The organism is Micromonospora sp. NPDC007208, from assembly GCF_042869175.1.
GTDB lineage: Bacteria > Actinomycetota > Actinomycetes > Mycobacteriales > Micromonosporaceae > Micromonospora > Micromonospora foliorum.
On sequence record NZ_JBIAFG010000032.1, the window covers coordinates 1 to 12,241 of the forward strand.

Annotated in this window: 12 protein-coding genes; 7 read left to right on the forward strand and 5 right to left on the reverse strand. The window is 70.9% G+C overall.

Annotated features, from left to right (window positions below):
- Positions 1 to 155: 155 nt before the first annotated feature.
- Positions 156 to 431: a hypothetical protein gene (locus ACFYL6_RS33020; RefSeq protein ID WP_387177136.1), complete on the reverse strand. Its 276-nt coding sequence runs from the start codon at positions 429 to 431 to the stop codon at positions 156 to 158.
- A gap of 61 nt (positions 432 to 492) precedes the next feature.
- Positions 493 to 1,740 carry an MFS transporter gene (locus tag ACFYL6_RS33025; protein WP_387177137.1) on the reverse strand — a complete coding sequence of 416 codons (1,248 nt, stop codon included), beginning with the start codon at positions 1,738 to 1,740 and terminating at the stop codon, positions 493 to 495.
- 45 nt (positions 1,741 to 1,785) lie between these two features.
- Between ACFYL6_RS33025 and ACFYL6_RS33030 the strand changes: the two genes are divergently transcribed.
- Entirely contained in the window at positions 1,786 to 2,331 is a 546-nt protein-coding gene (locus tag ACFYL6_RS33030; RefSeq protein WP_387177138.1) for a CGNR zinc finger domain-containing protein, read from the forward strand.
- Positions 2,332 to 2,413: 82 nt separating this feature from the next.
- Here the strand turns inward: ACFYL6_RS33030 and ACFYL6_RS33035 are convergent, their stop codons facing one another.
- From ACFYL6_RS33035 to ACFYL6_RS33045, 3 genes are all read right to left on the reverse strand, one after another.
- A complete protein-coding gene (locus ACFYL6_RS33035; RefSeq protein ID WP_387177139.1) occupies positions 2,414 to 2,686 on the reverse strand; it encodes a hypothetical protein in 273 nt (90 codons plus the stop codon).
- Between the two features lie 5 nt (positions 2,687 to 2,691).
- The gene (locus ACFYL6_RS33040; RefSeq protein ID WP_387177140.1) at positions 2,692 to 3,336 is read right to left on the reverse strand and encodes a GNAT family N-acetyltransferase; all 645 of its coding nucleotides are present in this window, start codon (positions 3,334 to 3,336) and stop codon (positions 2,692 to 2,694) included.
- A 254-nt stretch (positions 3,337 to 3,590) separates the two neighbouring features.
- A complete protein-coding gene (locus ACFYL6_RS33045; RefSeq protein ID WP_387177141.1) occupies positions 3,591 to 4,805 on the reverse strand; it encodes a cellulose-binding domain-containing protein in 1,215 nt (404 codons plus the stop codon).
- 357 nt (positions 4,806 to 5,162) lie between these two features.
- Here ACFYL6_RS33045 and ACFYL6_RS33050 point away from each other — a divergent pair, with 357 nt between their 5' ends.
- The 6 genes from ACFYL6_RS33050 to ACFYL6_RS33075 all read left to right on the forward strand — a co-directional run bounded on the left by ACFYL6_RS33050 (position 5,163) and on the right by ACFYL6_RS33075 (position 12,101).
- On the forward strand, positions 5,163 to 5,549 hold the full coding sequence (locus ACFYL6_RS33050) for a YciI family protein (RefSeq protein WP_387177142.1): 387 nt from the start codon (positions 5,163 to 5,165) through the stop codon (positions 5,547 to 5,549).
- The gene (locus ACFYL6_RS33055) at positions 5,549 to 6,763 is read left to right on the forward strand and encodes an RNA polymerase sigma factor (RefSeq protein WP_387177143.1); all 1,215 of its coding nucleotides are present in this window, start codon (positions 5,549 to 5,551) and stop codon (positions 6,761 to 6,763) included. Before ACFYL6_RS33050 ends, ACFYL6_RS33055 begins: the two co-directional genes overlap by 1 nt.
- 216 nt (positions 6,764 to 6,979) lie before the next feature.
- On the forward strand, positions 6,980 to 7,471 hold the full coding sequence (locus ACFYL6_RS33060; RefSeq protein WP_387177144.1) for a SigE family RNA polymerase sigma factor: 492 nt from the start codon (positions 6,980 to 6,982) through the stop codon (positions 7,469 to 7,471).
- 14 nt (positions 7,472 to 7,485) lie between these two features.
- Positions 7,486 to 8,334: a hypothetical protein gene (locus ACFYL6_RS33065; RefSeq protein ID WP_387177145.1), complete on the forward strand. Its 849-nt coding sequence runs from the start codon at positions 7,486 to 7,488 to the stop codon at positions 8,332 to 8,334.
- Positions 8,335 to 8,381: 47 nt separating this feature from the next.
- Positions 8,382 to 8,735 carry a VOC family protein gene (locus tag ACFYL6_RS33070; protein ID WP_387177146.1) on the forward strand — a complete coding sequence of 118 codons (354 nt, stop codon included), beginning with the start codon at positions 8,382 to 8,384 and terminating at the stop codon, positions 8,733 to 8,735.
- Positions 8,736 to 8,915: 180 nt separating this feature from the next.
- A complete protein-coding gene (locus ACFYL6_RS33075) occupies positions 8,916 to 12,101 on the forward strand; it encodes a carbohydrate-binding protein (protein ID WP_387177147.1) in 3,186 nt (1,061 codons plus the stop codon).
- The last annotated feature ends 140 nt before the right edge of the window (positions 12,102 to 12,241 follow it).

Genomic DNA, 12,241 nt, shown 5'->3' on the forward strand with positions numbered 1-12,241 from the left:
GGCCCAACCCGGGGGGGGGTGGCCCCCGGGCCCCGGGGCGCAAACGCGGCGGGGCCCCATACGGACACCGAGGGCCGCCCCCCCCCCCCGGCCCCGCCTGTTTGGGGGGGGGGGGGGGCCCGGGCCCCCCCCCCCGCTTCGTCCCGAGGCTCGCGTCACGGGCAGGATGTCCGCGCGCAGACGTCGACGACCTTGCCGGTGAGCAGGAAGACCGCCTTCTGTTTCTGGGCCCCGGCCTGAGCGCGGGGGAACTCGTGCGGGTCGTCGCCGAACTCCGGACCGGCCGGGGCGAGGTTGGTCGGCGGTGGCGCGTAGGCCGCGCCGCTGTTCCAGATCACGATCGCCGAGCCGGTGTACGGGTAGCGGCGGATCGGTGCGATGCCCCAGTACGGCCGCACGTCCAGTGACCAGCCGTCGGCGAGCACACGCATCTCCTTCGACGCGGGACGGCGGATCGATGGGTGGTGTTCTTCCTACGCTCGTGAAAAAAACTCAGCAAGCGTCGATGTGTCCGCCCACACGCGCTCGTGGGCGGTGCCGCAGCAGCACACCGCCCGCGATGCCCGCGACAATCGGGAAGGCGGCCACCACCAGCAGTTGAGCACTCGCCGGCAGGTCGGTGGCGAGGCCCAGGAGGCCGACGCCGATCGCCGAGGCGGCCACCTTCAGTCCGGCGCCGATGGTGAAGACCTGCGTACGGATCGCCTCGGCGGCCAGGTGACTCCGGGCCAGGAACAGCGCCGCCGCGAACGGTCCGGTGAAGAGCCCGGACAGCGCGAACAGTGCGGCGGCCAGCGGCAAGGAGTGCACCGCGGCGGCCAACGCGAGGGGTACACCGACCGCGACCATGGCCCAGACCGCCACGCCGGGCGCGCGGGACGCCGGCAACGGACGCCATGCCCAGAGCAGTGATCCCACGAACGCGCCACCGGCGGTCGCACTGAGGAGCAACCCGGCTCGGCTGGGTTGGTGCGCAGCCGCAGTGAGGGTGGTGGCGACGACAGCCAGGCCGCCGAGGCCCAGTTGGCCGACGCTGGTGGCGAGTGTGATCGTTCGCAGGGCCGGGTTCCGCACGATCGCGCGGGCACCCTGGAACAGGTCGACCGCTCGGGTCTGCTCCGCTGCGGTGGCGGAGGCGGGCAGGCGCAGGGATGCGACGCCGAGCGCCCCGAACCCGCCGGCGACCGCGAGCGCGAGGGTGGCGGTGCTCGGGCTGGCGGACGCCGCCACCAGCCCCACCGTCGCCGGCCCGACCACGCCGGCAACGTTGTAGGACAACGAGTCCAGCGCGAAGGCACGAGCCTCGTGCCCGGGGCCGGCCAGTACGGCCAACTGGCTGGTCAGCCCGCCGGTCACCGCGGGCCCGCAGCACCCCGCTATCGCGAGGACGAGATAGGTCTGCCACAGCGGCGCGTGACCGAGCAGGGCGACCGGGGCTGCGAGGGCGCCGGCGAAGACGGTGATCGCGGTGGCGAGCACGGCTGTTGGCCGTCGCGACCGGTCGACCAGCCCGCCGACCAGGGGTGCGGCCACGACGTGTGGGAGGAGCAGGGTCGCAACAAGCGTCCCGCCGACGGCGGCGCTGCCCGTCCGGTCCAGGGCGAAGATCACCAGCGCGACGCGGGCGCCTTCGTCAGCGGTACGGGCCAGCAGTGCCGCGACCAGGTAGTGGGTCAGCCGAGCGCCGTCGGGGCGAGTACCGGGGCCCAGATCCGTCACCTGTTCGACCGGTGATGACATCGCTTCACTCTTGCACCGCGTCGCGTCACCGGTCAATATGGTGACGTGAGGTTCGAGTTCATCGCCGATCGGCCGGTACTGGACTTCCTTCCCACCCTCGCCGAGCGCGGCCACGCTGACGTCGAGCAGCTGACGGCGCCGACAGATTTCGCGGACTGGGCCGTCCAGGCCGGCATCGTCGAGCGCGCGCCTGATGTGGACGACGCCGGCCTGCGGCACGTCAAGGCGCTCCGAGAGGCGATGTTCCGCCTGGTCCGAGCCCTGATCGACGGCACCGAGGCGGCCACGGCAGACCGCGAGCTGGTCAACGGGGCCGCGGCGGGGCCGCTACCTACGCTGCGCCTCGACGTCGACGGGGTGCACCGCAACGGCGACCTGGACGCCGTCCTGACGGTCCTCGCCCGCGACTGCCTGGAGTTGCACGCCAGCGACGACCGTCTGGCCCTCCGCTGGTGCGCCGACGAGCACTGCACCCGAGCGTTCGTCGACCGGTCGCGAGGCGCACGGCGGCGCTGGTGCGGCATGCGCGGCTGTGGAGACCGCGCCAAGGCCGCCGCGTACCGCCAGCGGCGGCGAACAGCGATCCCGTGAGGTCGACAGACTCGCGGCCGGTCACCGGCTGCCAGAGCACACTCTGACTGCCGACCACCGGCCGCGACAACTCACGGAAAGGTCAGGCGGTGATCACCGGCCAGGCGTAGGCGAGCAGGGCGCAGGCGGCACCCAGAAGCGCGAGCGAGACACCCCTCGTGGGCAGCGGCAGAGCAGCGAGCACGATCAGGATGACGGCGACAACGTAGAGAAATGCCTGGACCGACATGGTGCTCTCCTCGATCAGGGGTAACGAGCGGCTGACTTCAACCGCCGGGATGCCCTCGGGCGTGATCTCGGAAACCTCCTTCCGATCACGGTTCGGCCCACAGTGGTCGGGCGGCTCGCCCGGCACGGTGCCTACGTCTGAAGGAGAAGAAGCGCTTCGGCGCCCACCGGTCGAAAGCCCGCCGCCTGGAAGGCGCGCACACTGCGCGCGTTGCCGGCGGCCTGCTGGGCCCAGACCGGCTGGCCGTCCGGCACCAGATGTCGGGCCGCCGTCGCCAGCGCCCGCCCCAGGCCCCGGTGGCGACGCTCGTCGTCGACCTCGATCGCCGCCTCCCAACGGCCGGCCACCCCTCGGCCGAGAACGACCACCCCGCCCTCGGCGGCCCAGACGTGGACGTCGTCGCGGCGCCGACGCGCCCTGACCTCGCGGGGATGATCGGCGTCGGCAAGCTCGCTCAGCTGCAACGGGGCTGGCCCGGCAAGGCTGCTCGCGACGGTCAGCAGGTCGATCGTGTCCATGGAGCGCCGGGTGCGGTCGAGCAACGCACCCAGGAAACGCGGATTCATCGTGGCCGCCAGGGAGTCGCAGTCGAGGGTGGCCAGCGTACGACGTACCCACTGGGGGTCCTCGTCGGTGAACACCACCGAGTGCCCGGTGAAGGCGATGACTCCGGCGTCCCGGCGACTCGGCTGCGGTACCACAGTGGTCCCGCCGTCCGGTGGCGGGAAGTCCCCGTGCGCCGCCGCGTCCAGGATCTCGGCCAACGTGCGGTCCATGGTCGCCCTCTCCTCGGTCCCGGACCGCGCGGCCGTCGAGAACGGACGTGGCGGTGCGCTTCGCGCCACCGCCACCACGCGGCCAAACAGTGTCCCGACATCCTCCCGCGTGAGGTGAGCAGCCGTGGGGCCGCCGCGTCGTGAAGGAGGCCACTGACGAGCAAGGGTGTGACCCGACATCCGGGTCACACCCTCGACACATGCACTGATCTGGCCGGGCACCGCTGACGGTCCCCGTCCGCGACCTCGAAGGGTCAGCAGCCGATCCGGCTGGACCCGACCGCGACGTCGTCGTACCAGAGGGTGTCGGCTCCCCCGCCGTAGCTCTCCCAACCCAGCTTCAGGTCGGTGAGCTGCGGCCGCCAGGTGCGGTTGTACCACTGGCCGTCGATGTCGTGCGTCGGTGCGCCGTCCGCGGTCAGCCCGGGGATGGCGGTCCCGTCCACCCAGGTACGCAGCTGACCGGCCGCGCCGTCCACCATGAATTCCACGCAGGTCCACCGGTTGGTGGGCAGCGGCAGGCTCTGCGCCACCCCGGCCGGGCTCTGCTCGGGCAGGGTCGCGTCGTCGGAGGCGCGGTTCCACTGCAACGCGCCGTTCTGGCCACCCAACCGCAGGTCCTTGTTGCCGTCCGCCGCGTCGGTCATCGCCATCATCGTGGTGTGCTCGGTGGGCTGGGCGGTGGTGTGCCGGACCCACACCCGCCCGTACCGGACGTTACCCACGCTGCCGAGGTTCTTCGTGGACCTGACGAAGACGTGGTTGCAGTACCCGGCGGCGCCGTTGATCCGAACCGACCGGCTGCCGCCGTGCGTGGTCGCCGTGTCGATGGTGGCGGTACCAGCACCGGAACAGTCCGGGCTCACCACGGCCCAGTCACCGGACGGCGTCGAACCGGTCTGGCCCTCGAAGCCGTCGCAGAGCACCGCGCCGGCACACCCGGTCGGCGGCTCGGTGGTCGGCGGCGGGGTGGTCGGCGGAGGCGTCGTGGGCGGTGGGGTGGTGGGCGGAGGCGTCGTCGGCGGCGGGGTGGTCGGCGGTGGCGTGGCGCCGTTGCACGGTACGCCGTTCAGGCTGAACCCGGTCGGCGCGCCACCACTGGAGCCGTACGTGCCCTGCAACCCGAACTCGGTGGAGCCACCGGCAGGGATGCCGCCGTTGTACGACGCGTTGCGGGCGGTCACCGTCGAGCCGGACTGGCTGACCGTGGCGTTCCAGCCGCTGGTGACCCGCTCGTCCCCGGCGTATGTCCAGGTGACGGTCCAACTGGAGACGGCCGCGTCCCCCGGGGAGACCTTGACGGTGGCGGTGAACCCGCCGGGCCACTGGTTGGGCGTGTAGTCGACCCGGCAGCCCTGGGCGGCTGCGGCCGGGCCGGTGAGCACTGCCGCTCCGGTGGTGGTCGCGGCGGCGGCCAGCGCGGCGGCGACCACCAGGGTCGCGGCGGGGCGGGCACGGAAAATCGTCATGAAGGGTCCTTCTGCCATCGAGCTGAGCGGAGGCGGCACGGCGGCGCGTCCTGGACGGACGCGGCGCGACAACGTGCCCTGGATGCGGCGCGGCGGTGCGCCACAGCGACCGGTCGTGCGTACGACCGAAGTGCCCGGCTCGGGGTGGACCTGTCAGTCGCCGACGGCCCGGTCACCCGGACCCCGGCGGCGCCCACCCTCAATCTATTGACGATCGCCTATCGAATCAAGCGTCAGCGCCCCTGACTCCCGGGTGACAGGGAAAGAATGTTCCGGGCCCGTGTCGATCCGCGGTCCACCCGTTCGACGTGGGGATGCTGGGGCCGGGAGATGGCCCCGTCGGATGAGGAGAACGCGATGTCGAAGTACTTGTTGATCATGCGGGGCACCGATGAGACGAACGCGGCCATGATGGCCAACCTCGACGAGATGATGGCCACGACCCGCCAGTTCATCGAGGACATGATGAAGGCCGACGTTCTCGTCGCGGCCGAAGGGCTGGACGACCCGCGCCAGGGCGTCGTGGTCGACTTCGGTGGCGAGGCACCGGTGGTCACGGACGGTCCGTACGGCGAGACCAGGGAGTTGTTCGGGGGCTACTTCCTGCTCGATGTTGCCACCAAACAGGAGGCGGTCGAGTGGGCCAAGCGGGTCCCGGCGGTTCGCGGGTCCAAGATCGAGGTCCGACGGGTGGCCGAGGCCGACGAGGTCCCGCAGGGCGGCGAGAGCAACGGCCACGTCTGATGGGTACGCCCGATGTCGAGGCCGTCTGGCGGATCGAGTCGGCGCGGATCGTGGCCGCGCTGACCCGGTTCACCGGTGACTTCGGGCTGGCCGAGGACGCCGCCCAGGAGGCGGTGGCCGAGGCGCTGGTGTCGTGGCCGCGTGCCTCACCGACCAATCCGGCCGGGTGGCTGATGGCCACGGCCCGGCGGCGGGCGATCGACGCGATCCGCCGCCGGGCCGCCCTGCAGGACCGATACGCCCTGTTGGCGGCCGATCCGGCGCTCGACCAGGAGATCGACCCCGACCGGATCGACGACGACGTGCTGGCGCTGATGTTCGTCAGCTGCCACCCGGTGCTCTCCCGCGAGACACGGGTGGCGCTGACCCTGCGGGTGGTCGGCGGCCTGTCCAGCGAGGAGATCGCCCGCGCGTTCCTGGTGCCCGTCCCGACCGTGCAGGCCCGCATCACCCGGGGCAAGAAGACGATCGCGGCGGCCGGGGTGCCGTTCGAGCTGCCGCCGGCCGGCGAGCGCCGGGAGCGGCTGGGCGGTGTGCTCAGCGTCCTCTACGTGATCTTCACCGAGGGGTCCACGGCCACGTCCGGCGACCGGTTGTTGCGCCCCGACGTCGCGTACGAGGCGATCCGGCTGGCCGGCACCCTGGCCGCGCTCCAGCCTGACGAGTCAGAGGTGCACGGCCTGCTCGCCCTGTGCGAGCTGACGGCGGCACGCTTCCCGGCCCGGACCGACCCGGACGGCACCCCGATCCTCCTCGCCGACCAGGACCGCCGGTTGTGGGACTTCGCCGCGATCCACCGTGGGGTGGTGGCGCTGACCAGGGCATCGCAGCGCGGCCTCGGCCCCTACGGTCTACAGGCCGCGATCGCGGCCACGCACGCGTCGGCGTCCTCGGTCGAGGAGACCGACTGGGCCCGGATCGTCATGCTCTACGAGGTGCTCGGCCGGGTGGCACCCTCGCCGGTGGTCGAGCTCAACCGGGCCGTCGCCGTCGCCATGGCCTCGGGTCCGACGCCAGCCCTGGCCATCGTGGACGAGCTGATCGCCTCGAACCGGCTCCCCGGTTCGCACCTCGTGCCAACCGTACGCGGCGAGCTGCTGACCCGCCTCGGCCGACTTTCGGAGGCGCGCGCCGAACTGGAGCTGGCGGCCCGGCTCTGCGCCAATCAGCGCGAACGCTCGGTGCTGCTCGGCAAGGCCGCCGCGCTCAGCTGACTGTTCCAGCACGCCGGCCAGGAACGCTGTTCCGCGCCATGTACCGCAACTTCCTCGCCGAATGCGCCCCCATTGTCGACGACGCCGATATCCGCGTCGGTCACCAGATGTACGTGGACCGGCGTGCAACCCCCGGGCGGGAGGGCCGCGTCGTACGGCCGTGACAGTCAGCGCAGAGAACAGACCGGTGCTGGTCGCCGGAGAGGACAGACCCCGGTGAGGCGGGCCGACGAGACCGACTTCCACGACTTCGTCGCGGGCCGGATGGATCGCTGGCGACGCAGCGCGTTCCTGCTCTGCCAGGACTGGCACACCGCCGACGACGTCGTGTCGGTGACCGTGGCGAAGCTCTACCGGAACTGGCGCACGGCAGGTCAGGCGGACAACCGTGACGCGTACGCCCAGCGGGTCCTGACCCGCGCCTGGCTCGATGAGCGGCGCCGCCCCTGGAAGCGGCGGGAACAGGCGAGCGCGACGCTGCCGGACATGGTCGCGGCGGCCCCGGAGACGGTCACCGACCGCGAGGGACTCGCCGCGTTGCTGCGTTCCCTCGGCCCCAAACAGCGGGCGGTGCTCGTTCTCCGCTACTACCTGGATTGCTCGGTGGAGGAGACCGCGCAGATCCTCGGCATCTCCACCGGCACCGTCAAGAGTCAGTCGGCACGCGGGTTGGCGAACCTGCGTGCCGTCGTCACCGGTCAGTCCTGAGGAAAGGGCAGCAGATGGGTCACCAGTTGTTCGACGAGTTGATCGGGACGCCACCGCCACCCCAGGTGGACGTGGCGGGCATCGTCCGGCGCGAGCGGCGGGCGAGCCGCGCCCGGCTGGTCGGCGGCCCGCTGGCCGCTGTCCTGGCGCTGGCGGTCGGCGTCGGAGTCGGTGTCGCCGTACACGATCAGGAGCCCGGCCGGCCGCTGGTCGCGCCCTCCCCCACGGCCGCGGACACCGGGTTCCGCCTGGTCTTCGACACCGACGAGAGCGCCGAGGCCAGCGCGAAGCGCCTCGGCGTTGAGTTCGATGCCGCGCTGCGCGCGGTGGCGCCCGGGTCGACGTGGTTCTGGGTCCCCGACCACGTGGGCGAGGCCCGCCAGCCGGACGGGCGACCGCCGGTGTTCACCCACAACGGCCGGGACGACATGGTCGGCGGCGGATCGGGCGTGTCGTATCGGGGTCGGAAGGGTCCGCTGGGAGTGTCGATCTCCCCCGACGTTCTCGATCCGGCGCCGACCCGCCAGCCGGTCGACCCCTCGGCGCCCGACGGGCCCGCCGGATTCCACTGGCCGTGCGAGCTGCCAGAGGGTGCGGGAGACGACCGCTACGACCGTGTCTGTGCGCAGGGGACGACCCCCGGCGGCCTCCGGATGAAGACCGAGACGCTGACCGGAAAGCGGACCGCGAGCGTGCAGCACATCGTGTCGATTCAACTGCCCGGCAACCGGGCGCTCAGCGCGAGCGTCAGCAACATGGTGGGGGTCGACGAGCGGGCAGTTGCCGCGCAGCCGGAGCCTCCGCTCTCCGCCGAGCAGCTCGGGGCCGTCGCCGTACGGGTCGCCGAGCGGATCAGGGCCTGACGGCCGGAATAATCAGGAGGTCTCGATTGCCTGAGCTGGAGGTCCGCATGCGCGTCATCCGCATCCTGCCCAACCTTCCGGTCGCTGATGTCAGCGCCGCGAAGGGCTTCTACACCGACTTTCTCGGTCTGAGCACCGAGGCGTTCAACCTGGGCTGGGTGGCCCGCTACACCTCGGCCGACCCCGACGTGGCCGTACAGCTCGTCTCCGGGGACGCGACCGCACCCGAGGACTCGATCGTCAGCGCGCAGGTGGACGACGTGGACGAGGCTTATGCCGAGGCACAACGGCTGGGCTACGAGATCGTGCACCCGCTGACCACCGAGCCGTGGGGGGTGCGACGGTTCTTCGTCCGCGCCCCGGACGGCAACGTCATCAACGTGGCGGCGCACCGCTCCTGAAGCGATCCTGACGATCCCGAGGGATTGACCCTCACAGACGTCCGATGTTAACTGCACATCAACGATGTGGATCGATGGTCATCCGATCGCCGTCAACCCGGCACGGTGGCACCGCTCCGCGTCGTTCTCGACATCGCCCTCGTTTCGGCGGACGTGGGCACACCGGGGCACCTTCCCGGGGTGCGAGACCTGCATCCGCACGACGATCCAGAGGAGATCGTGTCGATGAAGATGACGCCGCCGCTACGAATCGCGCTCGCTGTCCTGCTCGCCGGTGGCGTCGTCGCCATCGGACCGGCCGGGCCGGCGACCGCCGCACCCACCGACGCCGCGTTCGGGACCAGCACCGGGACGATGAACGTCAACCGGGCCGCCTACCTGTCGAAGCACGACATCGTCTACAACCGCCCGAACACCAACCCGCTGCACGGGCTCACGGTCGGTAACGGCCGTACCGGCGCCATGGTGTGGAACAACAACGGCCTGACCGCCCAGGTCTCCGGTGTCGACCTTTCGCAGCAGTCGACCTACGCCGCCGGGCTGGTGAACCTGTACAGCAACCCGCAGCTCGACACCGGCTACACCACCTTCCAGCAACGTCTCTCGCTCTACGACGGGACGCTGACCACGAAGTACGACAACAACCGCACCGTCACCGTGTTGGGCGCGCCCAACTCCGAGGTGATGGGCATCCACGTCGAGGACACCCGACCCGGGGTGAGCAGCGTCGGGCTCGACCTGAGCCTCTGGGACATGAACACCGTCCAGAACATCGCGGACGTCCCCGATCTCAACACCTGGCGTACCGTCTCGACCTTCGCCGACGCCAGCGGCGTCGGGTTGAGCCGGGGGCAGACCGACGCGAACAACTTCGGGTACACCCTCGCGGCCACCGTCGAGGGGGCGTCGTACTCCTCCCAGGTGGTCAACGGCACCCGGGTCCGGCTGACGATCACCCCCACGTCGAGCTACACCGTGTGGTTCACCGCGGCCAGTCGGATCAACTCGCCGGGCCTGAACTCGGTGACCCAGGCGAAGAACCAGCTGGCGGCGGCCAAGAGCGTCGGCTACGCGACCACGCTGAACAACTACCGCAACTGGTGGCACGACTTCTGGGCCAAGTCGTTCGTCCAGTACTCCAACGCGGGCGGCGACGCCGACTACCTGGAGAACGTCTACTACCTGGCGACCTACATGATCGCGGCGGGCGGCTACGGCAACTACCCGCTGCACTTCATCAACGGGGTCTTCCGGGCGACCCAGGACAACTCGAAGTGGAGCAACGGGTACTGGTACTGGAATCAACGGGACGTCTACAACTCGTTCCTGGCCAGCAACCACGTCGACCTGATGGCCGGGTTCAACCGGCTCTACAGTCGCAACCTCTCCGCGTTGAAGTCGTACACCACCACCCGGTACGGCAGCGACGGGCTCTGGGTGCCCGAGACGATGGGCTGGGACGGCAACGCCCGGGGCACGATCAACAGCGACTACGTCAACGACACCTACTCGACCGGCACCGAGGCCGCCTACAACATGTACCTGCAGTACCGGTACAGCAACGACGAGACGTACCTGCGCAACACCGCCTACCCGTACATGCGGGAGGCGGTGAAGTTCTACGAGGACATGCTGGACTACGACAGCGCCACCGGCCGCTGGTACATGGCCAACTCGAACGCCCACGAGACGTACTGGGACGTCCGCAACGCCATCACCGACCTGGCGGCGGTGCGGCTGCTGTTCCCGCTCACGATCCAGGTGAGCCAGCAGCTCGGCCTCGACGCCGGTTTGCGGGCCAACTGGCAGAGCATCGTCAGCAACCTGGCCCCGTACCAGGTGCAGAACGGGGCGTACCTGCCGCACGACCCACCGATCTCGCAGACCCGCAACAACGAGAACGTGGCGCTGGAGTTGGTCTGGCCCTACGACCAGACCGGCATCGGCTACCCCGACCAGCAGACCGCGATCACCACCTGGAACGTGCGGCCCCACCCGTACGGCAACGTGTGGTCCAACGACCACGTGCACGCCGCCCGCCTCGGCCTCGGCGACCAGGCGTTCCAGGGCATGCGGACGATGCTGCAGAAGTACCAGAACTACCCGAACGGGATGACCAACAACACCAACGGCGTCTTCGAGTACCTCGGCGTCCACCTGGCGGCGATGAACGAGTCGTTGCTCCAGTCGTACAACGACAAGATCCGGGTCTTCCCGGCCGCGCCGACGGACTCCACCTTCGTCGGGAAGTTCACGCTGCTCGCCAAGGACGGCTTCCTGGTCAGCTCGGAGCGGGAGGCCGGCGAGACCAAGTACGTGGGGCTGCGCAGCCAGTACGGCAAGACGGCCCGGGTGGTGAACCCGTGGGGCGGCCAGGAGATCCGCGTCCGTCGTACCTCGGACAACGCCGTGCTGACCACCACCTCGGCCGCCGAGGTCAGCTTCGCCACCGCGGCGAACACGGTGTACGTGGTGGAGCGCACCGCCAAGCCGCTGTCGACGTACGCGACCACGACGTTGACCGGCACCGCCAACCAGGCCGAGAAGAGCCTGTCCGGCACCGCCTCGACCCTGGGCCTCGGCGGCGCCGGCGGTGGTGGGCTGGTCAACGACACGATGCTGACCTACGACGCCAACTGGCACCACACCACCGCCCGGGGGTACGGCGACTACAACGACGACACCCACCACAGCACCACCGTCGGCTCGGCGGCCAGCTACACCTTCACCGGGACCGGGGTGGAGTACCTGTCCGAGCGGTTCAGCGACATGGGCAACGTCGACGTCTACCTGGACAACGTGTTCCAGGCCAACGTCAACCTGAACGTCGCCGGCGCCCGCCAGGCCCAGCAGGTCGTGTTCCGTAAGACCGGGCTGGCCAACGGCTCCCACACGATCCGCATCGTCAACAAGACCACCTCGGTGGGCATGGTCGACGCGTTGCGGATCCTCACCGGCGGCACGCCGACGACCGGGGCGGTCGCGCTGCGGGCCCAGGCGAACGGCCGGTACGTCAGCGCCACCAGCGCGGGCGCGGGCAACCTCGTCGCCTCCGCCACCAGCGTCGGCAGCTCGGAGCAGTTCGACCAGATCGACCTCGGCGGTGGCACGATCGCCCTGCGGGCCCGGGTCAACAACCAGATCGTCTGCGCCGAGAACGCCGGCGCCAACCCGCTGATCGCCAACCGGGCGTCCGCCGGGTCGTGGGAGTCCTTCGCCCTGGTCCGCAACGCGGACGGCTCGGTCAGCCTGCGGGCGACGGTGAACAACAGGTACGTGGTCGCGGAGAACGGCGGGGCCGAGGCGCTGATCGCGAACCGGGACTCGGTCGGCCCCTGGGAGAAGTTCGACCTGATCGCCCTCTGACGCCGCAGCCGGGGGGGCCGGGCGGGCCCCCCCGCCCGCCCGGGGGGCCCCCCCCGGGCCCCCCCCCCCCCACCCGGAAGACCAGCGCCGGCCCGCCCACCCCACCCCCCCCCCCCCCCGCGGCCCCCGCCCCACCCACC

Coding starts and splice junctions, on each gene's coding strand:
- ACFYL6_RS33055 (WP_387177143.1), top strand. CDS start 5,549: ATGGGTACGCCCGATGTCGAGGCCGTCTGGCGGATCGAGTCGGCGCGG.
- ACFYL6_RS33070 (WP_387177146.1), top strand. CDS start 8,382: ATGCGCGTCATCCGCATCCTGCCCAACCTTCCGGTCGCTGATGTCAGC.
- ACFYL6_RS33065 (WP_387177145.1), top strand. CDS start 7,486: ATGGGTCACCAGTTGTTCGACGAGTTGATCGGGACGCCACCGCCACCC.
- ACFYL6_RS33045 (WP_387177141.1), bottom strand. CDS start 4,805: ATGACGATTTTCCGTGCCCGCCCCGCCGCGACCCTGGTGGTCGCCGCC.
- ACFYL6_RS33025 (WP_387177137.1), bottom strand. CDS start 1,740: ATGTCATCACCGGTCGAACAGGTGACGGATCTGGGCCCCGGTACTCGC.
- ACFYL6_RS33040 (WP_387177140.1), bottom strand. CDS start 3,336: ATGGACCGCACGTTGGCCGAGATCCTGGACGCGGCGGCGCACGGGGAC.
- ACFYL6_RS33020 (WP_387177136.1), bottom strand. CDS start 431: ATGCGTGTGCTCGCCGACGGCTGGTCACTGGACGTGCGGCCGTACTGG.
- ACFYL6_RS33050 (WP_387177142.1), top strand. CDS start 5,163: ATGTCGAAGTACTTGTTGATCATGCGGGGCACCGATGAGACGAACGCG.